The sequence below is a fragment of the Paenibacillus sp. 276b genome, from assembly GCF_900107875.1.
Classification (GTDB): Bacteria; Bacillota; Bacilli; order Paenibacillales; family Paenibacillaceae; genus Paenibacillus; species Paenibacillus marchantiae.
The window spans coordinates 57,884-78,651 of record NZ_FNRR01000004.1 but is presented as its reverse complement, the minus strand read 5'-3'; the positions used below and the strand labels follow the sequence as shown (position 1 = coordinate 78,651).

Annotated in this window: 17 protein-coding genes and 1 pseudogene; 5 read left to right on the top strand and 13 right to left on the bottom strand. The window is 48.0% G+C overall.

The window, feature by feature from the left end; translation table 11 throughout:
- Positions 1-92: 92 nt before the first annotated feature.
- The 5 genes from BLV50_RS19575 to BLV50_RS19555 all read right to left on the bottom strand — a co-directional run bounded on the left by BLV50_RS19575 (position 93) and on the right by BLV50_RS19555 (position 5,874).
- Positions 93-1,256, bottom strand: coding sequence for an iron-containing alcohol dehydrogenase (locus BLV50_RS19575; RefSeq protein ID WP_063566869.1), 1,164 nt, complete (start codon positions 1,254-1,256; stop codon positions 93-95).
- Between the two features lie 94 nt (positions 1,257-1,350).
- On the bottom strand, positions 1,351-1,938 hold the full coding sequence (locus BLV50_RS19570) for an MSMEG_1061 family FMN-dependent PPOX-type flavoprotein (RefSeq protein WP_090809510.1): 588 nt from the start codon (positions 1,936-1,938) through the stop codon (positions 1,351-1,353).
- A 149-nt stretch (positions 1,939-2,087) separates the two neighbouring features.
- A complete protein-coding gene (locus BLV50_RS19565; RefSeq protein ID WP_090809507.1) occupies positions 2,088-3,686 on the bottom strand; it encodes a UDP-glucose--hexose-1-phosphate uridylyltransferase in 1,599 nt (532 codons plus the stop codon).
- Between the two features lie 15 nt (positions 3,687-3,701).
- Positions 3,702-4,691 carry a UDP-glucose 4-epimerase GalE gene (gene galE, locus BLV50_RS19560; RefSeq protein ID WP_064635876.1) on the bottom strand — a complete coding sequence of 330 codons (990 nt, stop codon included), beginning with the start codon at positions 4,689-4,691 and terminating at the stop codon, positions 3,702-3,704.
- A 1-nt stretch (position 4,692) separates the two neighbouring features.
- Entirely contained in the window at positions 4,693-5,874 is a 1,182-nt protein-coding gene (locus BLV50_RS19555) for a galactokinase (protein ID WP_090809505.1), read from the bottom strand.
- Positions 5,875-6,030: 156 nt separating this feature from the next.
- On the opposite strand from BLV50_RS19555, the gene BLV50_RS19550 reads away from it, so the two are divergent.
- Entirely contained in the window at positions 6,031-6,993 is a 963-nt protein-coding gene (locus BLV50_RS19550) for an AraC family transcriptional regulator (RefSeq protein ID WP_063566865.1), read from the top strand.
- Between the two features lie 104 nt (positions 6,994-7,097).
- Here BLV50_RS19550 and mgrA read toward each other — a convergent pair whose 3' ends face one another.
- The 6 genes from mgrA to BLV50_RS19520 form a co-directional block, all read right to left on the bottom strand.
- On the bottom strand, positions 7,098-8,105 hold the full coding sequence (gene mgrA / locus BLV50_RS19545; protein WP_063566864.1) for an L-glyceraldehyde 3-phosphate reductase: 1,008 nt from the start codon (positions 8,103-8,105) through the stop codon (positions 7,098-7,100).
- A gap of 88 nt (positions 8,106-8,193) precedes the next feature.
- A complete protein-coding gene (locus tag BLV50_RS19540) occupies positions 8,194-8,934 on the bottom strand; it encodes an NAD-dependent protein deacylase (RefSeq protein ID WP_090809503.1) in 741 nt (246 codons plus the stop codon).
- 21 nt (positions 8,935-8,955) lie between these two features.
- Positions 8,956-9,741 (bottom strand): HAD family hydrolase, encoded by a 786-nt coding sequence (locus tag BLV50_RS19535; protein ID WP_090809501.1) that lies wholly within the window; start codon positions 9,739-9,741, stop codon positions 8,956-8,958.
- 61 nt (positions 9,742-9,802) lie between these two features.
- Positions 9,803-10,567, bottom strand: coding sequence for an alpha/beta fold hydrolase (locus BLV50_RS19530; RefSeq protein ID WP_090809499.1), 765 nt, complete (start codon positions 10,565-10,567; stop codon positions 9,803-9,805).
- Between the two features lie 90 nt (positions 10,568-10,657).
- A complete protein-coding gene (locus tag BLV50_RS19525; RefSeq protein ID WP_063566860.1) occupies positions 10,658-11,323 on the bottom strand; it encodes a bifunctional 2-keto-4-hydroxyglutarate aldolase/2-keto-3-deoxy-6-phosphogluconate aldolase in 666 nt (221 codons plus the stop codon).
- An 86-nt stretch (positions 11,324-11,409) separates the two neighbouring features.
- The gene (locus BLV50_RS19520) at positions 11,410-12,375 is read right to left on the bottom strand and encodes a sugar kinase (protein WP_090809497.1); all 966 of its coding nucleotides are present in this window, start codon (positions 12,373-12,375) and stop codon (positions 11,410-11,412) included.
- Positions 12,376-12,597: 222 nt separating this feature from the next.
- Here BLV50_RS19520 and BLV50_RS19515 point away from each other — a divergent pair, with 222 nt between their 5' ends.
- The 3 genes and pseudogenes from BLV50_RS19515 (at position 12,598) to ilvD (ending at position 16,013) form a co-directional block, all read left to right on the top strand.
- Entirely contained in the window at positions 12,598-13,650 is a 1,053-nt protein-coding gene (locus BLV50_RS19515) for an acyltransferase family protein (RefSeq protein ID WP_090809495.1), read from the top strand.
- 112 nt (positions 13,651-13,762) lie between these two features.
- Positions 13,763-14,011 (top strand): annotated as a pseudogene (locus tag BLV50_RS19510) (KGG domain-containing protein); the annotation flags it as partial.
- Positions 14,012-14,327: 316 nt separating this feature from the next.
- Positions 14,328-16,013 carry a dihydroxy-acid dehydratase gene (ilvD, locus tag BLV50_RS19505; protein WP_063566857.1) on the top strand — a complete coding sequence of 562 codons (1,686 nt, stop codon included), beginning with the start codon at positions 14,328-14,330 and terminating at the stop codon, positions 16,011-16,013.
- A gap of 107 nt (positions 16,014-16,120) precedes the next feature.
- Here the strand turns inward: ilvD and BLV50_RS19500 are convergent, their stop codons facing one another.
- On the bottom strand, positions 16,121-17,521 hold the full coding sequence (locus BLV50_RS19500) for a polysaccharide deacetylase family protein (protein ID WP_072734753.1): 1,401 nt from the start codon (positions 17,519-17,521) through the stop codon (positions 16,121-16,123).
- A 186-nt stretch (positions 17,522-17,707) separates the two neighbouring features.
- On the opposite strand from BLV50_RS19500, the gene BLV50_RS19495 reads away from it, so the two are divergent.
- The gene (locus BLV50_RS19495) at positions 17,708-18,904 is read left to right on the top strand and encodes an AI-2E family transporter (RefSeq protein ID WP_064635866.1); all 1,197 of its coding nucleotides are present in this window, start codon (positions 17,708-17,710) and stop codon (positions 18,902-18,904) included.
- Here BLV50_RS19495 and BLV50_RS19490 read toward each other — a convergent pair.
- Positions 18,883-20,691 carry a peptidoglycan D,D-transpeptidase FtsI family protein gene (locus BLV50_RS19490; RefSeq protein ID WP_177031219.1) on the bottom strand — a complete coding sequence of 603 codons (1,809 nt, stop codon included), beginning with the start codon at positions 20,689-20,691 and terminating at the stop codon, positions 18,883-18,885. The genes BLV50_RS19495 and BLV50_RS19490 overlap by 22 nt on opposite strands.
- Between the last annotated feature and the right edge of the window lie 77 nt (positions 20,692-20,768).

Here is a 20,768-nt window from a genome sequence, read left to right as displayed (position 1 = left end):
ATTCGCTCTTATTCACAACAAAAAAACCGCAAATCTCCGTTAAAGGAGACGTGCGGTTCAAGAACACATCGCTGTGTTTTTATGTTTTATTCTTATAGAGAAGCCTTGTAGATAGATACAACGTCTTCACGTTGCAATTTTTTGAAGTTACCAAATGGGCCGAAGAGCATGGCTTTGTCAGCCATCACTTCGATTTGGCTGTCATCGATATCATAATCAGCCAGACGGTTAGGCGCACCAATGGATGTCCAGAATTTGCTCAACGCTTCGATGCCTTCTTCAGCAATCTGTTTGTCCGATTTACCTTCAGGATTAACTTCGAACACATTGATCGCGAGACGTTTGAAACGATCCACATTGACGTCCACATTATGCTTCATCCAATGCGGGAACAGAATCGCGAGCCCTCCGCCATGCGGAATGTCATACACTGCGGATACCGCGTGTTCGATATTGTGAGTAGCCCAGTCACCAGCGAGACCCATGTTCAGTACACCATTCAATGCCATCGTTCCGCAGTACAGAATCGTTTCACGCAGTTCATAGTTCTCCAGGTCTTCAACCAAACGAGGGGCTGCATCCATAACTGTGCGCAGAATCGTCTCACAGAATCCGAGTTGAACCGGTGTGTTGGCATCCAGATGGAAGTAATGCTCCAGTACGTGGGACATCATATCAACCATGCCATAAACCGTTTGGTCCAGAGGAACGGTATATGTATTTACCGGATCAAGAATTGAGAACGCAGGGAACGAATACGCGCTGCCCCAGCCCAACTTCTCCTGTGTATCCTGATTCGTGATAACCGAACCGGCATTCATTTCCGAGCCAGTTGCAGCCATTGTCAGCACGGTTCCGAGCGGAAGAGCATCCTGTGCAACGGCTTTACGCTGGGCAAAATCCCACATGTCACCATCATATTTGGCACCTACGGCAATCGCTTTGGCACAGTCCAGTACACTGCCGCCGCCTACAGCGAGAATCAGGTCAATATTGTTCGTTTTGCAAAGGTCTACGCCTTTGTGAACCGTCGAAAGACGTGGGTTCGGTTCTACACCAGCCAACTCCGTAACCTCAGCTCCAACTTCCTTCAGCAAACCGATCACCTGATCGTACAAACCGCTGCGTTTGATACTGCCGCCACCATATACAAGCAGAACCCGTTTGCCGTATTTCGGCACTTCAGTTTTCAGTGCTTCCAGCTGACCTTTACCGAAAATCAATCGGGTTGGATTATAAAATTGAAAAGATCTCATATCTATTGTCGCCTCCAATGGAGTTTAGAATTTTTTAGTGCAACTCCAATTATAGTACCCCGTTTATAGAAAAACAAATCCATAGTCACTCACTTTATAACAACCCGTTGATTTGCAAGTGGGCTCGAAACATCTCGCTCGTTGAAGGCAAATCTTCAGCATCCACCCAGGTTTCTGAGGCCCATAATCCAGCCTGTTTGAATGCCCGCGGACAATGGATAAAGCACTCTTCCACATCCACAATGACAGCCGCACCAATCGTTTTACCGGTCCAGCCCATACTCGCGATAAATTCTTCATCCTTGGTAATGGACGCTGTACCATTAATGCGCAGCACTTCATTCAGACCCGGAATCAAAAAGAGCATGCCAATACCAGGGTTAGACAAAATGTTCAACAAGGAGTCTATCCGCCGATTGCCCGGGCGTTCGGGATAGATGAGCCGATATGTATCATAAACTTTTACGAATCCCGCTCCATCGCCCCGGGGTGACACATCACTTTTCCCATCACGATCGGACGTGGAGAGGAAAAATAATGGTGATATGGATAGAAAGTTCTGAACATGTGAATCCACAAATGAGATTGCCTTGTTACGCACATGTTCATGCGGTTCACCCACCATGCCTTGCAGTTCCTCAGCATCTGTGATCAACGGAATATCCAATGCCTTCTTTTCCATATTATTAACCCCATTTCCTCAATTCATTGTGGTACTCTAGGACTTCCCTCTATTATAACTGGCTCGGTAGTTCATTCCAATGCACACAAATGTCAAGAACGACAAGAACACCCGCTCATGATTGGGCGGGTGTTTTGGTTAGTTGACTACTATTCGGTGTATCCCATGCTGCTTACAAAACGACGGAAGGCTTGACGTCCCGCCTCATCATATTTGTACACACCTGCATGCTCCAGAATCTCGGCGAATTTCAAGCCGACTTCCTGTTGCACAAGCGCAACAGCTTGCTCCTTGTTCAGGTTGGGACCGAAACGTTCGATCAGTTCTTCTGCCCAGCCCAGATGTTTGTTCAACACATGTTCGGAAGCTTTGGCCGCCTCAGCAAGTTTGGTATCCCCAGAGAGAATATCCGCGATGCTGTCCAGCTCTTCTTTCAAACGACCTGGCAGGATTGCAAGCCCCATCACTTCGATGAGTCCAATGTTCTCCTTCTTCAGATGATGCATTTCACGGTGAGGGTGGAAAATCCCTTCGGGATGTTCATCATTCGTACGATTGTTCCGCAGAACGAGGTCCATCTCATATCCTCCGTCTGCACTGCGACGAACGATTGGAGTCACTGTATTGTGTGGAATCTGTTCTCCGTCAACCTCACTGAAGGCCTCAATCTCCACCGTAGAATCGCTGTACACCTTCCATGCTTCATAAACGGCATTCCCCGCTTCGAGCAACTCCGCCGGATCCTGTGAGGCCAGCCGCAGTACGGACATTGGCCATTTCACAAGACTGAGCGTAAGGCCCGGTGAACCAGCGTGGCGGAATACCGCCTCTGGCTTCGCATTTTGAATGGCAAAGGTATGGCGTCCACCCTGGAAATGGTCATGAGTCAGGATGGAGCCGCCAACGATAGGCAGATCGGCATTGGAACCGATAAAGTAATGCGGATACTCCCCCACGAAAGCCAGCAGCCTACGCAGCGTATCCTTCGTTAATTTCATCGGCACATGATCGTGATGGAAAATAATACAGTGCTCGTTGTAGTACACGTATGGCGAGTATTGGAAGAACCAAGGTTCGCCGTTCAATTCCAAAGGAATGACACGTAGGTTTTGACGGGCCGGGTGGTTGACCCGTCCCGCATAGCCCACATTTTCACGACAAAGTTGGCATTTCGGATATACCGGAGGCGGAAGCAGCTTTGCCATCGCGATTTCCTTTGGACTTTTCTCCGGCTTGGACAGGTTGATTGTAATCTCCATATCTCCATAAGCTGTATCCTGTGTCCAATACACATTCTTGGAGATACGGTCCATCCGAATGTAGTTGGAATGAATTGAAAGCTCATAAAATTGCGAGGTAGCCGCCTCAATGCCTTCGGTCTGCTCCGTATGACGGAATGCGCGCACCACCTCAGATGGACGTGCCATCAATTGACCCATAATTTTTGCATCGAGCAAATCACGGAACGTATCGCTATTTTCAGGAATAAGTCCAATGGTGAACCCATAATCAATTAACGTATCCAGCAATGGTTGGGGTCCATCCAACACCGTCTCGTTCAATACTCCAGCATACGGCTCGGAGAACCCAAACTGTTCTAGCAGTAGATTACGGCTGTAATCCCGATCCGCTTCTTCAATCAATTTGTTCTGCAAGGAAAATGCTACCAGACGTTCAATGGCATGCAGTGCTTCCTGCTGCTCCGGTGTCCGCTCTGTGGCACCTGCTGCAAGTTGAGTCTGTGACATATCGATGTTCGCCTCCTAGTTTTTTCCGTAGCCGTCAGGGTGGGACTGATGCCAGCTCCATGCGCTTTGAATGACATCTTCCAGATTGGTCCATTTTGGATTCCAACCCAGTACGGATCTTGCTTTGGCAGACGAAGCCACCAGTACAGCTGGATCACCCGCACGACGTGGTTCCTGTACAACCGGAATATCCAGTCCGGTTACTTTCTTAGCCGTCTCAATAACCTGTTTAACAGAGAAGCCTTGACCGTTGCCCAGGTTGAACACGTTGCTGTTCTCCCCTTTACGGAGATAATCTACGGCCCGCAGATGCGCATCCGCCAGATCACTTACGTGGATGTAATCACGTACACAGGTTCCGTCTTCTGTCGCGTAGTCGTCACCGAACACGGCGATGTGTGGACGTTGTTTCAATGCCGTTTGCAGTACGAGTGGGATAAGATGACTCTCCGGCTGGTGATCTTCACCGATTTTGCCGCTATCATGGGCTCCGGCAGCATTGAAGTAACGAAGGGAGACGTATTTGATTTCCTGTACTTTATCGAACCAAGACATCATGCGCTCCATCATCAGCTTGGTTTCACCATATACGTTCGTAGGCTCTGTGCGATCGCTCTCTTCAATCGGCACTTTCTCCGGCTCGCCGTAAGTAGCAGCCGTGGAGGAGAAGACGATGCGACGTACATTCGCTGCATTCATCGCTTCCAGCAGGCACAATGTGCCAAACACGTTGTTGTCATAGTATTTCACAGGATCTTTCATACTCTCGCCAACCAGTGAGTTAGCTGCAAAGTGGATGACTGCATCAATGGAGTTCTCAGCGAACAGCTTCGCCAGAAGTTCCTTGTCACGCAGATCACCTTCATACAATTTTCCGCCCAGCAGAGCTTCACGATGCCCTGTCTGCAAGTTATCCAGTACAACTACCTCTTCGCCACGCTCCAACAAAGCCGCTACCGTATGAGAACCAATATATCCTGCTCCACCTGTCACCAAAATCGCCATCTTACTTCGCCTCCTTCAATTCTTTAACGCCGTCGCCTACTCCGCATACATAGAACTCGCCTTTGAGACTGGTGCGTGCTTCATATGCCGCTCCAACTTCGCTTACAAAACGCTCTACATCGTCCTCATGCACAAGGGATACCGTACATCCACCGAATCCTGCTCCTGTCATGCGTGCACCTAGAGTGCCTGGAATCCGTTGAGCTTCTTCAACCATCACGTCCAGCTCTTCGCAGCTCACTTCATATAGATAACGAAGGGATTCATGAGAAGCATTCATCAGCTTGCCGAAGGTTTCCAGATCGTTATCACGCAGTGCATCCACTGATGCAAGTACACGTGCATTCTCTTCCACGACGTGCTGGGCACGCTGTCTTACCTTCTCATCCTTGATGTGATCCTGTAGTGTAACGAATTGTTCAGGTGTAAGTTGCGCCAGATAGTTCAGTGCAGGCAGTTGTTCTTTTAAAATGGCAAGTGCTTGCTCACATTGGGAGCGACGTTCGTTATAAGCCGAGTCCACCAACCCCCGACGTTTGTTCGTGTTACCAATGACCAGCTTGTAGGCACCCGTACGGAATGGTACTTTTTCATATTCAAGGGTGTCACACATCAGCAGGATCGCATGATCCTCTTCTCCATTAGCTACAGCGAACTGGTCCATGATGCCACAGTTGACACCAACGAATTCGTTCTCTGCCTTTTGGGACAGCAGCGCCAATTGAACCGTATCAATATCATTCAAACCTTCAAGCGACTGGATAGCAAACCCGGTAAGAACCTCCAGCGATGCGGAAGAGGAAAGTCCTGCGCCGTTCGGAATTTCTCCATGATAGAGGAAGTCATAACCTTTGGTTACTTTTACGCCTTTGCCTTGCAGTTCAACCATGACGCCTACCGGGTAATCCGTCCATTCCCCTGTTTTCTCTTTGCCAATGGAGGACGTATCCAGCGTTCCTTCATAGGGCATATTCGTGGAAGCCAACTGCAACTTGTTGTCCTCACGCTCACGGATAATCAAAGTGGTACCGAATTCAAGCGCAGCCGGAAGCACGTACCCCCCGTTATAGTCAATGTGCTCACCGATCAGATTCACCCGCCCAGGGGCATGGAACACACGGATGTCCGCTCCACTCTCTCCGTACTTGTCAATAAACTTTTGTTTCAATTCATTTATGTTCATTGCTGCTGCACCCCATCTCAATGTTGTTGGTTTTCTTAATGTTATTATACAAGAAGGCGGTTCCTCTTGAAATGCAACCATGTGTGTTCCATATGGATAAATGTGACCTTTCGACGTATAATGAATGGAACATCTAGGAAGGAAAGGAATGTCATCATGACTGAACAACGTAAGGAAGGTCTAACGGGGGATCCGATAAAACAAATTCCGGAAACCTCTGGCAAAAGTGGAGCACTCAGCTACTCGGTTGCCTCCAATCCTGTTTATTATGAAAAAGGGGCATTGCATGTCCTCTTTGCAGGGGCAAGCCAGACCCTTCCCGGTCACGCCCTTGGCCCGAAGCTATACGATTATTATCTATTGCATTATGTAGAAAAAGGAGCCGGTACGTTCCGTACTGAACTACATACCTACGAACTATCCGCAGGAGATTGTTTCCTTATTCAACCAGGGCAGCTTGTAAGCTACCAATCCCATGCCCGGAATCCCTGGCAATACCGCTGGATGGCCTTTACCGGCAGCCAGACTGCCAAACATATAGAGGAAGCAGGTTTCCGTCCGGAAAAATCCGTCTTTCATGCCGGTCCTTCCTGCGGTATTTCCGATTGGTTATCCGTGATGCAGACGGCTTTTGCCGAGCGAAAAGAAAGCTCTCATTTTACATCATTGGGTACGTTATATATGATTCTAGCCGAGGCACAAAATCACCTTTCTCAGGGGCAAACCTTAGTACCAGGTGAATCTTCCATACGACGAACTGTAAAACAGATGATTCAATACATGTCTACTCAATATGCCTACCCTGTCTCGATTGAGCAAATGTCGGCCAGTCTTGGCTATAACCGTGCTTACCTGTCCCGCATTTTCAAACAGGAAACCGGACTATCACCAGTTACCTACCTGCTTAAACTGAGGATCGACAAATCGCGCCAGCTGCTGCGGGAACGTCCGGATCTGTCCATTGAACAGGTATCGGCCTCCGTGGGGTTGCCAGATGCGCTGTATTTCTCCAAACAGTTCAAACGATTCCACGGGGAAGCCCCTAGTCTGTACAGGGAGAACATTCTTAACAGGCCCTTGCATCAAGCGACACGCCAAGTACCACCGAACCAGCGATAATCCTGTAATCAAATGTAGGATCTCCTATCGCCTAGGTCAGCATAAATAATAAAAGACAAAAAAGGTGCATCCCGCCATTATGGCTAAGATGCACCTTTTGAACTTTATTTATGATCCGGTTCTGGACGAAGAATCGATTCAATGCGCTCCAATTCCTCTGAGGAGAATTCCAACTGGCTGAGAGCAGCCACATTCTCTTCAATCTGCGAAGGACGACTTGCACCAATCAGCGCAGAGGTTACTTTGCCATCACGCAATACCCAGGCCAGAGCAAATTGGGCCAGACTCTGACCACGTGATGCTGCAATCTGGTTCAGAGCACGCACTTTGCGCAATGTCTCTGGCGAGATGTTGTTCTCATTCAGAAACACAGACGGGCCCTTGGCACGTGAATCTTCTGGAATACCGTTCAGATATTTGTTGGTGAGCACGCCTTGTGCCAATGGACAAAAAGCGATGCTGCCTGTTCCATACTCATCAAGTACATCCTGCAGCCCATCCTCAATCCAGCGATCCAGCATTGAATATTTGGGTTGATGAATCAACAGAGGTGTACCCAGACCTTTGAGAATCTCGGCCGCCTGCTTCGTCTGTTCTGCAGGATAGTTGGAGATGCCGACATACAATGCTTTGCCGGAACGAACAATATGGTCCAGCGCCATCATGGTTTCTTCCAGAGGTGTTTCGGGATCATAACGATGAGAATAAAAGATGTCTACGTAATCGAGACCCATGCGCTTCAAGCTCTGATTGAGACTGGAAACCAGGTTTTTACGAGAACCCCACTCACCGTAAGGTCCAGGCCACATATAGTACCCGGCTTTGGTGGAGATGACGAGTTCATCTCGATATGGCTTCAGATCCTGTGCCAAAACCTGACCGAATAACTGCTCTGCCGAACCTGCCGGCGGACCATAATTGTTGGCAAGGTCAAAATGCGTAATGCCCAGATCAAACGAACGGGTAATCATATTTCGGCCGTTCTCCGCATTATTAATGCCACCAAAATTATGCCATAACCCAAGTGAAATCGCTGGCAGTTTCAAACCTGAACGTCCAACGCGGTTGTATTTCATTGTTTCGTAGCGTGCATCGCTGGCTACGTAGACCATCATGAATCCCTTCTTTCCCCAGGTTCCGCCTCTAGTTCCCGGTCCGTATGCCGGAGAATGCGGTTATTCGGACTATGTCGACTTACGTTTAACCAAGAAGCTGGTCCACCTTATTCATTACCTCACCAATAGGGTCTGTAATCAGCAAATCAGCTCGCCTGTCGTAAGCCGTAGGTGTAGCGTTAAGCAAGACCGTATGTTTCCCTTGAAAATACGTAATCAATTGTGCGGCAGGATACACCGTTAGTGAAGTTCCACCAACCAGCAGCAAATCTGCCGAGGACAGTGCGTCAACCGAACGATATAATATCGTCTGGTCCAGTTCTTCTTCATACAGCACGACATTCGGCTTGATCACGCCACCACATGCAGTGCAACGAGGAACCGTATCTTTTGCCGTAATAATGTCATCCAACCCGTAAAATCTCTTGCAATCCATACAAGCGTTTCGATGGATCGAACCATGAAGCTCCAGGACATTGCTGCTGCCAGCCTTCTGGTGCAACCCGTCGATATTTTGCGTGATAACCGCCTGAAGTTTTCCTTCCTGCTCCAATCTGGCGAGCAGTCGATGGCAGCCGTTGGGCATCGCATCGGGATGAAGCATTTTGCCTCGATAAAAATCATAAAAAATATCAGCATGCTGATCAAAAAAATGTCGGCTCAGCAGCTCTTCCGGTGGGTAGGGTGAATGCTGCTCTGTCTGGTATAAGCCAGCGGCAGAGCGGAAGTCGGGAATCCCGCTTTCCGTTGAAGTTCCGGCCCCTCCGAAAAAAACAATATTTGAACTTTCCTTAATCCAGGCAGCCAGTTGTTCTGTTGCGTTCATCCTCTCTCCTCCTTTATGAGATCACCCCTGTGAAGAATATTCAGAGATGATTTTTAACTCATCATAATTTTGGATAATGGCATCGGCGTCATGTAAATAGTGGCTTCTCTCGATTTCTGGACAGAAACCAATCCTATAGGACACCCCTGCGTTACGTCCCATCTGCATATCCCCATTGCTGTCACCGATCACAACAGCCCCTTCAGGAAGAATATGTAATTCCCGGCAAGCCAGAACCGCAGCCTCTCCATCCGGTTTGCCCCGAGTCACCCGGTCACTTCCAACAACCGATGTAAAATACGACCGGATGCCCATCCACTCCAGATGTTCCTCGGCAGCAGCTGTGCTGTCCGAAGTGACGACTGCCATGGGAATCGATGCTTCCTTGCAGCTCTGCAAAAATACATTTAGTCCAGGCAGCGATTCAGCCATTTTTCTCTGCCGTACCTCACCCATGGCGACACTGGAAAAACGGCGGATCGCAGTGATTGCTTCATTCCAAGGCATGCCTGCTGCATACAACTGCCCTGCAAGCAAACCGTTGCTCTCGTCCACTGTGGCAATAGCCAATGGCCCTTGAAGATCATATCCGATCAGATGACCTTCACGATTGCGGACCGTACCCAGAACTTGCTCACGCTCCACCGTGAACGAGGCCCCAAGCTCTGACAGCTGTAATTCCAACTGATTCAGCAAAGAATCCGCCCACGGCCCCCATAGCTGTAAGAAATCCAGCAGCGTTCCATCCTTATCAAATAGAATGCCTCGGCAGGTAACTTGCTTACCATGAATTTGAAGCATGGACATACGTATCACCCCCAGTTCCCATCTGCTATGGATTCGTTCCATTCACCGTTGAAATTGCAGCTTACTTGATTGTATCCAGCCAGCCCACAGTCGTTTTAACCGTTTGAGACAGTTGTTCCTCTTCACTGACCCCAGCTTCGCCGTCACCGCTCTGGTGGCCATAGTCACCAAACTGAGAATGGTTACCACCTTCAATGGTGTAATACACCGTATCTTCTGGCAAATATGCCCGACCATTCTGATACTTTGTTGCATTCACAACTTCGTCATTCGTACCCAAGATGGATAACGCGGGTATCCCCAGTGACTTCACACTGCCTTTTTCATCCGGATAAGATGCCAGGAAAAAGATGCCCTGAAGTGCATCTGGATGCGAAGCCGCATAACGTGCTGCCATTGATCCACCAAGAGAATGCCCTCCCATAACAAATTGTTCATCTGGATAGGCTTTAATAATATCATCTGCGAGATTCTGCTTGATTACCGCCAGATTAAAAGGCATTTTTGCAATAATGGTATGATGTCCTGCTGCCGCAAGTTCATGGGCAAGAGGTGCATAACTTTCCGGTTTAACCAATCCACCTGGATAAAAAATAACACTCACCCCAACAGATTTGTCCGGTACAAAATCAATCCAGTTGTCTTTTTCAGTTACAGTCACCTGATTTGCAGTTTCCATGGCTGTCTGAGCCATCTCCTGTGGTCCATAAGGCGTAAACAGCTTCCAGGCCACAAACCCACATCCAATGACAATGAGCGCCAGAAGAACGAGCAGGAATTTCCCGATGCCCCTCTTCTTGCGCCCTGTATTATATCGGTTTCTCAACGTTCATCACCTTTCTGCACTTCCGCAGGTGCCGCGGCTTGCAGAACGGGAGCCTTCATTCCTGAGGCTCCCCTTCTTCATCATTCATCGCTATTCAGCCTTGGCCTTGCGGTAAGCATCCATATATTGTTCCGCTTTGCGGCGAACATGACTCAAGTCCCCCGTCTTCACTGCTTCCGCTGTAAGGTCCGAGCCAATACCTACAGCAACGGCGCCTCCCTTAATCCAGTCACCTAGATTGGACAAGGACACCCCACCAGTCGGCATGAAATTCGCTTGTGGCATAGGTCCCTTCATCGTTTTGATAATGGACGGATCGTAGAGATTACCGGGAAACAACTTCACAATATCCACGCCAAGTTCCAATGCACGTTGAACATCCGCAATGGTCATCACCCCTGGAAGAATCGGAATCCGGTACAGGTTGCAGATTTTCACAGTGTCCGGGTTCAGGGAAGGACCCACAACAAACTCGGCACCTGACATAATCGCGGCACGCGCTGTCTGAGGTTCAAGTACTGTTCCAGCTCCAATAATGGCAAATTTCTCTGGATCTTGTGTGTTCCAATGGTATACACGGCTTAATTTCTCGATGGCTTTGAGGGCACTAGGCACCGTCATCGTAATCTCGATAATCTTGATGCCACCCGCGATGGCTTGTTCGGCCATGGCGATAACCTGATCAGCAGAATCTGCACGCAGAACCGCAACAACCCCACTATCCGTTATTTTTTGTAGCAGCTGAAGCTTCTTCATTTCATTCTCTCCCTTGTCAATGTGGTTGTCTATTACAAGCCTTACATTAATGAACGAAGATGAGACATATATGATATCAGCAGCGACTAGCGCTCAACATGAGCTACATTGTTCAGCTTGGCCTCGACCTGCTCCCACGTCGGGAGCGCCTCCCAATCGCCAACAGCCTGTATAACCATGGAACCGGTCAAATTCCCGAGACGGGTAGCCTCCTGCGGAGAATATCCTTTGATAAGGCCGGACAAAAAGCCCGCACAGAATCCATCTCCTGCCCCAACCGTATCCAAGACATGATCTGCCTTGAAGTACGGAACTTCCGTTAGGGTACCATTCACCAATACGTAGGTCAAATCAGGGCCGCCCTTCACGATACAGACTGCATTCATGGCGGACAAACGCTCAAGTACTTTTTGATCATCTTCTTCGTTATACAGAAGTTTCATTTCGTCCAGACCCGGCAAGAAATAATCCGCTAGCTCAGCCAGACGAAGCAGAACAGGACGCGCTTCTTCAGCTGACCACAGTTTAAGACGCAGATTCGGATCAAAACTCACTTTCACACCAGCCTGCTTAGCTATATGTATAGCAGCTTCAACAGTAGCAAGTCCCGACGCGCTTATTGCTGCGGTGATGCCTGTAACGTGAAGGATTTGCGCACCCGCAATATAATCCGTGTCCAGGTCTTCAGGAGTAATCGCACTTGCAGCGGATAGCTTCCTATAATAGTGCACCGAAGCTTTCCCGGAAGCGTTCTCACGAATCATCAAACCAGTGGGCTCTTTGTCGCTCATCCTTGCTCTGGATACATCTACACCTTCACCACGAATTGCCTTCAAGATCATGTTACCGATCGGATCATTACCCAGGCGGCCAAACCAGCCGCTGGTATGCCCAAGCCGGGATACACCAATAGCCAGATTACTCTCTGCGCCGCCAAATGATTTGTCTAATGTCGCTGCATATTCGAGACCTCTTGTATCCTTTGCTGTCAGCAAACCCATGCTTTCGCCAAACGTAACAATTTCAGGGCTAGGGCGGGTATTCGTCGACATGAATTCTCCCCTCCTTATATTTACAATTTCTCATCTTCTTTCCCCATTGTCAGCCTCTATGCAACCGTTGTCAATCCCGGAGCGTTCATTTTGTTGTCACAGCTTTGAGAAAGGATAGCGCTTACTCTTGTGAAATATATCACAATGAATGTTACACATCCATATTACCCTTATTACAGAAGCAGATTGCAATCGCCAAGGGTTATCAGGGGGGGCTACAACATGAACAAACCGACCATCATTCACAAAGATCAGGATTCCTTTTTTTACAACTTGCGCTTCATGCTCATTGTCTGTGTACTAGCAGGCAATGCTCTCGAACCAATCATTACGCGTTTTGCAGGAGCAGAGGCTCTGTTTCTGTGGATATATACGTTTCACATGCCGCTGTTTGTATGGGTAACCGGCTACTTTGCCAGACATTCACTCAAAGGTACATCTGGCCGCAATGTACTTAAGCAAATTGCATTACAGTACCTTCTATTTCAGTCTCTGTATGCAGTAATGGATTTCACCCTATTCCACACACCGCATATGCGTTTGTCTTTCTTTGCACCTTATCTATTGCTCTGGTTTCTGGCAAGTCATTTCTGCTGGCGGCTGTTGCTTCGTCTTACACTCTCCTGGAAACCGATCTATAGATTACTGGGTGCCGTGATGTTGGGAGTATGTGCCGGATATTTACCCATTGATGGTTTCTGGTTGAGCCTCAGCCGAACGTTTGTGTTCCTTCCTTTCTTTGTTATCGGGTATGACTACGGAGCGTCCATCCGCTCCCATTTGCGATCCGGCTGGGGCCGAAGAATTGCAGCTACGTTATCTGCTGCTCTTCTTGGTTGGATTGGACTCGGAGGGTTCAACATTTCACCAGGCTGGTTACTGGGAAGCATGACTTACGCAGAGCTTGGACATCATGAGTGGTTTGCAGGAATTTACCGCCTCGGAATCTATGCACTTGAAATTGGATCAGGAGCATTATTTCTCGCCTGGGTCCCTTCATTAACATCCAGATTGACTGAATTGGGACGACGCACTCTGTATGTGTTCCTTTTACATGGATTTCTCGTTCGCTTGGCGGTCTGGTCCGGGGTTTACAACTATATGGAGACCAGCTTGTACATTCCGGTGATTGTCTCCATTGCGTTACTGTTCGCTATAACGCTGGCCCACCCAGCCGTCCGTCATGCCTTTCGGCCTCTCATTGAGCCCGATATTTCCCGCTTTCACTTCAACCATCAGGGGGTATTAAAACGTTCAGCATCCTGGTTTAGATAAACTGAAATCCTGCTCCTTTCCATTCAAATCGACTTGTTTCAGGCTGGAAATGTTGTGGTAAGTAGGAATACGCGCTACAACAATCTACTTATGATATAAGGAGTGATTTGTAATGGCACGTCCACAGACGTCTGAACACAAAATGAGTCGCGAGGAAGCGGGTAGATTAGGTGGCAAGGCTACATCCAAAAAGCATGATCGGAGCTTCTACCAAATGATAGGTAAAAAAGGTGGAGAAGCGACTTCAGATGCGCATGATTCTCAGTTCTATAAGGAAATTGGACGCAAGGGTGGAGAAGCAACTTCAGAAACTCATAATAAAGAATTCTATCGGGAGATTGGCCGCAAAGGCGGGAGCAGTTAGTCTATCCCCATAGGTAGCGGTGAAAGATCACCTGATGCAGTGCATCAAATCAAGAAAGCTTCATTCCACTAATGGATTGAAGCTTCTTTCTATTGAATTGTAGAATTATGACGACGGTTGTGATAGACTCTATAGAAAAACCGGGTTGTTCACGGGTTTAAAGCAGCAAAGAACTTCACAAACTACGGGAAGCTCGAAACCAGTATCACTGGTCAATTTTTTTAGAGTACGGATGAAATTAAACGACAGATGCACTGCCATTTATATTTCCATTCATGTTGCTCAATATTATAAATTTGGGGGGAAATACACCATGTCAGCCAAGAAGATGCGTTCCGATATGATCAAAAAAGGTTTTGACCGTGCACCGCACCGCAGTTTGCTCCGCGCAGCGGGCGTTAAAGAAGAGGACTTTGGCAAACCATTTATTGCCGTTTGTAACTCTTACATCGATATCGTGCCCGGCCATGTCCACCTGCAGGAATTCGGTAAAATTGTAAAGGAAGCTATTCGTGAAGCCGGTGGCGTTCCATTCGAATTCAACACCATCGGAGTTGACGACGGAATCGCCATGGGACACATTGGTATGCGTTACTCGCTGCCAAGCCGTGACATTATTGCGGATTCCGTGGAAACCGTTGTATCTGCACACTGGTTCGACGGCATGGTATGTATCCCGAACTGTGACAAAATCACACCAGGTATGATGATGGGCGCACTCCGCTGTAATATCCCTACCGTGTTTGTCAGCGGCGGTCCAATGAAGGCAGGTCGTGACAGCAATGGTAAAGCTCTGTCCTTGACCTCCGTTTTTGAAGGCGTAGGTGCTTATCAAGCTGGTAAAATCGATGATAAGAGCTTGCTTGAACTTGAACAGTTCGGCTGTCCAACATGTGGATCATGCTCCGGTATGTTCACTGCGAACTCCATGAACTGTCTGGCTGAAGCGATGGGACTGGCTATGCCAGGTAACGGAACCATCCTGGCTGTTGCTCCTGAGCGTCGTGAGTTTGTTAAACAATCCGCTAAACAACTGATGGAACTCATCAAATTGGATCTGAAACCACGCGATATCGTTACTGTAGAAGCCATCGACAATGCTTTTGCACTGGATATGGCTATGGGTGGTTCCACGAATACGGTACTTCATACATTGGCACTGGCTCATGAAGCAGGCATCGAGTATCCAATCGAGCGAATCAATGAAGTTGCTAACCGCGTTCCTCACTTGGCCAAATTGGCACCTGCTTCCGATCTTCACATCGAAGACGTTCACAATGCGGGTGGCGTAAGTGCAGTTCTGAACGAATTGCTCAAGAAACCAGGTGCAATTCATGGCGACTGTATCACGGTAACAGGTAAAACGATCCGTGAGAACGTTGAAGGTCAGGAAATCCAAGATACCAATGTCATCCACCACCTGGATAACCCGCATTCCGAAAAAGGCGGCTTGGCTGTATTGTTTGGTAACCTTGCACCACAAGGCGCCATCATCAAGGTTGGTGCTGTTGACGCTTCGGTTGGTGGATATCACAAAGGTCCTGCTATTTGCTTCGACTCCCAGGAACAAGCGCTCGAAGGCATTGCAAACGGCAAGGTAAAAGAAGGACATGTTGTCGTTATCCGTTATGAAGGACCAAAAGGCGGACCAGGTATGCCTGAGATGCTCGCTCCTACTTCCCAAATCGTAGGTATGGGCCTTGGTGCCAAAGTAGGTCTGATCACCGACGGACGCTTCTCTGGCGCATCCCGCGGAATCAGTATCGGACATATCTCTCCAGAAGCTGCTGAAGGCGGTCCAATCGCTTTTGTTGAAGAAGGAGACATCATTGAACTTGATCTGAACAACCGCATCATCGAATTGCATATCAGTGACGAAGAATTCGAACGTCGTCGCGCAGGTTGGAAAGGCTTTGAACCGAAAGTAAAAACCGGTTACCTCGCTCGTTATTCCAAACTGGTAACGAATGCAAGCAACGGCGGCGTACTGAGTATCTAATTCAAGTATGAGATATCCGGTGAATTTCTATATCGGAAACATAAATAAAGGGTTGCTCTTCAGCCGACTTCGGCGAAGGGCAACCCTTTTCTTTATTCATTTCGCAATCAGTTTCGTTCAGGTACAAGATCCTGTTCAGGAACCAACAATTCCTCAGAGGACTGTTCCGCCGTTGCAGCTACCAATGCGTGCTGACCATATCGATCCAGCAACACGTCAAGCGGCATGGCAATCATTTTTGGAACCAATTGTTCGGATCGCTGCTTCAGACGTTTCGTTCCTGCCGGATGAATGACGCTTAGCAGAAGTTTCAGATACACTTTGGATGCAGAACTGAACGGCCCAGGAGCCAACTCCCGAACCGTAAACCCGAATTTCTCCGGTCCCCGGTTAATCATGCTCACACCGTATAGAGCCTTGGCTGAACGAAGTTCAGGTTCAAGTGCGACCTGCCGGGCCAAATCAGGAAGTTGCTGTTCCATGGCCCGAATCATGCGAATGGCCAGATGCATACTTGAGCGTGAAGTCATACCTAGATCGAAAAGCTTTTTATTATCAAAATGAAGTTCAATAACCGGATCTCCGTTACGAATCACATGACCATCATTCATTTCAACCAATGCTCCATGATATACGCGGGAGCGGTAATGCAGCAATGGGTCCTCCGGTGACGCGGTATGCAGATGGTATACCCAATGAAACAACTTCTCCCACCCTAGCCACAAAGCAACAACCATCCGTTTCCAAGGGGATAAATGTGTTTGTGGTTGATTTGTACTTTTAGGTTCGCTCACCGTAACGCCTCCCATCAACGTATCGATGCGTACACTGTGCAACTGCTGCCTGTTTGCCTCCTGCAATACGACTTCGAGCGCCTGGAGCATCTGCTCCGGCGCGTGTGCATCAGCGCCGAGGGTAGTCCCTCGATCATGCAGCAACATGACCTCTCCGCCCCTTAGCTCCTTCAACATTCGTTCTGTCAATTTCTCAACGCCTACACTACTTCTCCAGTCCTCAAACATGGACGACCACAGAATAATCCGACGATCTTTTTTACTGAAAAAATCAAACAGATTCATAATCCCCCACGGTGGACGATAATAACAAGTTCTTACCCCCGTAACCTCCTGAATAATCTGACCTGTTCGTTGAATCTGATCTCGAACCGTACGCGGCCGCATCAACCAATTCGTTTTGTGAATATAATTATGAATTCCGAGAAGATGACCTTCCTCATGTATACGCTGAATGAGTTCGGGATGACGGGCTGCATGCTCCCCGACTACAAAAAACGTTGCCTTTGCCCCATACTGGTGTAGTAAATCAAGCAATCTGGGTGTGTATTCCGGGTCCGGCCCATCATCAAAGGTTAAGGAAAACTCCGTCTCACTTCTCCCGCGCCTGAACACACGAAAACCGAAAAATCTGCTAACTAAACTCGGAATAAAGGCGTAAAACGATGAAATGTACAATAACCACAGTAATATGCTCTGAAGTAAATTTGTCATGCTACAAACTCCCCGCTTCTCTTGCTGAATTACCGTGCCATAATATAGCACTAACCAAAATAAACCGCCTTTAATTTTATCATAATTCAGCCTTTTCTTGAATCCTCTTTTCCCAAAAAGATAGCTATCGTGTACAATAAATGCATCCTAATTTTTACCTTAATGACCAACAAAGGAGCCCTGCCCATGCTGCCGCTTTACAAAAAATATGGGCGCACCGTCTTTGACATTGCGCTGCTCGTATTAACCGTGTACTTTATCATGTACGGATTCAGTCGATTATATCAATTGGCTGCGCCAGTTTTTCTTTCATTTATAGTGTATTGGATGATCGAACCCCTGGCAAGATTTCTGCACCGCAAAGGATTGCCCAAAACCTTGGGCGCCGCTATTTCGGTTTTGTTGTTTCTTGCTGTTATTGTTGCTGCCTTTTTTGGATTGGGATTAATTATCGTATCCCAAATTTCTAATTTGCAGGATAATTTTCCTTATTATATCGAGATGGTCCAGCGTGAATTCACCAATCTGGTTTATTTTATTCAGGACAAGTCCGATGCTTTACCTGACGGAATAACCGAGAAGGTTAGTGACTATTTTGCTACACTGACCGGATTCCTGTCCAAATGGGTGACCAGTGGTGCACAAATCGTCATCGGTTTTCTCAGTTCATTTTCTTCCTTTATTACTAATTTCGGGATTGCCATTATTCTCGCGTTCTTTCTCAGTATCGAGATTGAATCCTGGAGGAAATTTGCCCGGGCCAAAACACCAAAAACGTTGAAGCTGGCTCTTGAATTTATGCGTAATCATGTGTTCAAGACGATCCGTTCGTATTTGAAGGCCCAAATGATTATGATGCTGATTACTTTTGTATTGATTTATGCAGGCTTGTTGATTCTTGGAACTGCCAATGCCTTCACCATCGCAGCCATCTGCGCCGTTTTTGACCTTGTGCCTTTGCTTGGTGTTCCAGTTATATTCATTCCGTGGATTGTGTATCTGTTCATTGTGGGAAATAGCAGCCTTGCGATTGGCTTAATTGTAGTCCTTGCTGTAACCATGCTGACACGCCAACTGCTGGAGCCCAAAATATCGGGTAATTCAATCGGAGTCTCTTCCGCATACTTGATGCTTTCTTTTATGCTGATCTCGCTCTCTGTCTTTGGTCTGGCCGGTGTGGTATTGTCTCCGGTGCTGCTGATTCTGCTCAAAGAACTACTGCAACAAGGATATCTCCAGCAATGGATTCACTTGCCGAAGGATGAATTCGAATCCTCCCCATTAGTGATGGACACACCGGGTAGCACCACCTCTGGTATGAATGCTGAGCCTTCGGTGCAAGAACCTGCTCCTCCCGGTAATCATGAGGATTCAGCCAAATAGTCCATCACTTTTCTGAACATCGCCGTTGCTTGATGACGGCTGCTTGGAGCAACGTTTTGGACAAGGACAGCTACAGCATATTTGGGTTGTTCCGTAGGTCCATACCCGATAAACCATTGATGGTTACGTTTCTCTCCATGCTGCTGTACCTGTGCTGTGCCTGACTTCCCTGCCACCTGCCACCGTGCATGTTGCAGGGATTTTCCCGTTCCGTCACTGACAACCTTCTTCATCCAAGATAACAGTTGATGCGCCGTAGCTGGAGAGATCCGTCCTGCCGAAGATGGTGAATCATGCATCGGCATATCCAGCATCGTATCGCCATCGGCATATCGGATACGCTGAACAAGGCGTGGAGCACTCACCTTGCCATCATGCAAGAGCGTAACGATCAGATTAGCCGCTTGTAATGGAGTCACCAGAACGTCCCGCTGACCGATAGCCGTCTGTACCTTGGCTCCTTCATCCAGAGGAGAGACGGATGGCAGTCTCACTCTTCCTGCGTCCTCATGATCAAAATGATGCAGTACCGTCATTCCTGCGATTTGCTTTCCCTCCCAGCCAACTGGACGTGCCAATCCCAAAGCATCTGCCGTACGTTCCAACTGCTCCATACTGAGCCGACGAGCAGTTTCAGCAAATACAATATTGCAGGACTCGGCAAACCCTTGCTCCAGATTCAATGTCCCATGCCCATGCTCCTTCCAGCAGGACAGACCATATTTCCCCCACTCGCCACCACAATGAAAAGTCTCCCTTTTGGATACTGCGTGATATTCCAGCGCGGCCGCTGCTGTAACGATTTTGAATATGGAACCCGGTACAGCCCCCTGCACGGCACGATTCGACCAAGCCGTTTGTTTAGGGTCTACATGCTGCGGATTATAGAACGGTGCCGAAACCATTGCACGTACGTCTGCATTGGCTGCATCCAGCACAACGATAGCTCCTTCCTTCATTCCGGACTTCTTCACAATCTGCTCTATCCCTTGCTGCACATCGATATTGATCGTCGTCTCTGCATGCAATGGATAGTGTGTATTGGAGGGGGCAATCACGCGTGGTTGGATATCCGGAATAACTTCTCCTGAACCTGTTACCATGCGTGTTAACAGAGTAGGCCCAATGCCCATCAATAAAGGCTCCATTGTTCTTTCCAACCCAGCTGCTCCAGATTTCATGGCAAAAGGCTGCTTCACCTCATTTTTGTGACCCGACTGCACATTCGAGAACCCAGGCTGTTCAGCAAGATAACCCAACCATTGCATGCCCGTAGCTGCTTGTCCATAACGTGTCATGAGAGGATACACACTCGCTCCGTCTGCCCTCAATTCACGTAGTCGGTTAACCTGAGAATCGGTCAACGTACTCGGCTGGTTGGCACCTGCTGTCCAGAAATGGGGTGCGTTCCCTTGATTCCATTCCTTTTGTAACGACTTCACATCAGTATGTAAGAGAGCCGCCAATTCCTTAACTTCCGAATTTGCCATTGTGGATAGATATGCATGACTTGTTTGATCTGAATGTGGAAAAAGGACCAACCCCCATTCCAGCTTGCCTGTTAGGGGTTGCCCCTTATAATCGGTAAACTGTCCTCGTCCCGTATCCAGTACCACTCCACGCTCTCGCTGCAATACAGACATTTCACGAACGGTACGTTGAAATCCTGGCATCGTGCGGTTGATTTGAATGCCCTGAACCCAAGCCAAACGAATCATAAGCAAAATAAACAAACCCGTAAGAAGAATACATGTAATATAAATGCGCCGCTTCAGTTGTACATGCATCAGGACACCCCGTTCAGCGTTTTGGCATAGTATTCTTTATTCGGAATGGAATTATTCGGCAACAACAAGAAAACCTG

What these genes read in the sequence shown, in the direction of transcription:
- galE (WP_064635876.1), bottom strand. Translation starts at nt 4,691, where the DNA reads ATGGCGATTTTGGTGACAGGTGGAGCAGGATATATTGGTTCTCATACG.
- BLV50_RS19570 (WP_090809510.1), bottom strand. Translation starts at nt 1,938, where the DNA reads ATGGAAAAGAAGGCATTGGATATTCCGTTGATCACAGATGCTGAGGAA.
- BLV50_RS19515 (WP_090809495.1), top strand. Translation starts at nt 12,598, where the DNA reads ATGAACAAACCGACCATCATTCACAAAGATCAGGATTCCTTTTTTTAC.
- BLV50_RS19520 (WP_090809497.1), bottom strand. Translation starts at nt 12,375, where the DNA reads ATGTCGACGAATACCCGCCCTAGCCCTGAAATTGTTACGTTTGGCGAA.
- BLV50_RS19490 (WP_177031219.1), bottom strand. Translation starts at nt 20,691, where the DNA reads ATGCATGTACAACTGAAGCGGCGCATTTATATTACATGTATTCTTCTT.
- BLV50_RS19525 (WP_063566860.1), bottom strand. Translation starts at nt 11,323, where the DNA reads ATGAAGAAGCTTCAGCTGCTACAAAAAATAACGGATAGTGGGGTTGTT.
- BLV50_RS19500 (WP_072734753.1), bottom strand. Translation starts at nt 17,521, where the DNA reads ATGACAAATTTACTTCAGAGCATATTACTGTGGTTATTGTACATTTCA.
- BLV50_RS19565 (WP_090809507.1), bottom strand. Translation starts at nt 3,686, where the DNA reads ATGTCACAGACTCAACTTGCAGCAGGTGCCACAGAGCGGACACCGGAG.
- BLV50_RS19555 (WP_090809505.1), bottom strand. Translation starts at nt 5,874, where the DNA reads ATGAACATAAATGAATTGAAACAAAAGTTTATTGACAAGTACGGAGAG.
- mgrA (WP_063566864.1), bottom strand. Translation starts at nt 8,105, where the DNA reads ATGGTCTACGTAGCCAGCGATGCACGCTACGAAACAATGAAATACAAC.
- BLV50_RS19495 (WP_064635866.1), top strand. Translation starts at nt 17,708, where the DNA reads ATGCTGCCGCTTTACAAAAAATATGGGCGCACCGTCTTTGACATTGCG.
- BLV50_RS19550 (WP_063566865.1), top strand. Translation starts at nt 6,031, where the DNA reads ATGACTGAACAACGTAAGGAAGGTCTAACGGGGGATCCGATAAAACAA.
- BLV50_RS19535 (WP_090809501.1), bottom strand. Translation starts at nt 9,741, where the DNA reads ATGTCCATGCTTCAAATTCATGGTAAGCAAGTTACCTGCCGAGGCATT.
- BLV50_RS19540 (WP_090809503.1), bottom strand. Translation starts at nt 8,934, where the DNA reads ATGAACGCAACAGAACAACTGGCTGCCTGGATTAAGGAAAGTTCAAAT.
- ilvD (WP_063566857.1), top strand. Translation starts at nt 14,328, where the DNA reads ATGTCAGCCAAGAAGATGCGTTCCGATATGATCAAAAAAGGTTTTGAC.
- BLV50_RS19575 (WP_063566869.1), bottom strand. Translation starts at nt 1,256, where the DNA reads ATGAGATCTTTTCAATTTTATAATCCAACCCGATTGATTTTCGGTAAA.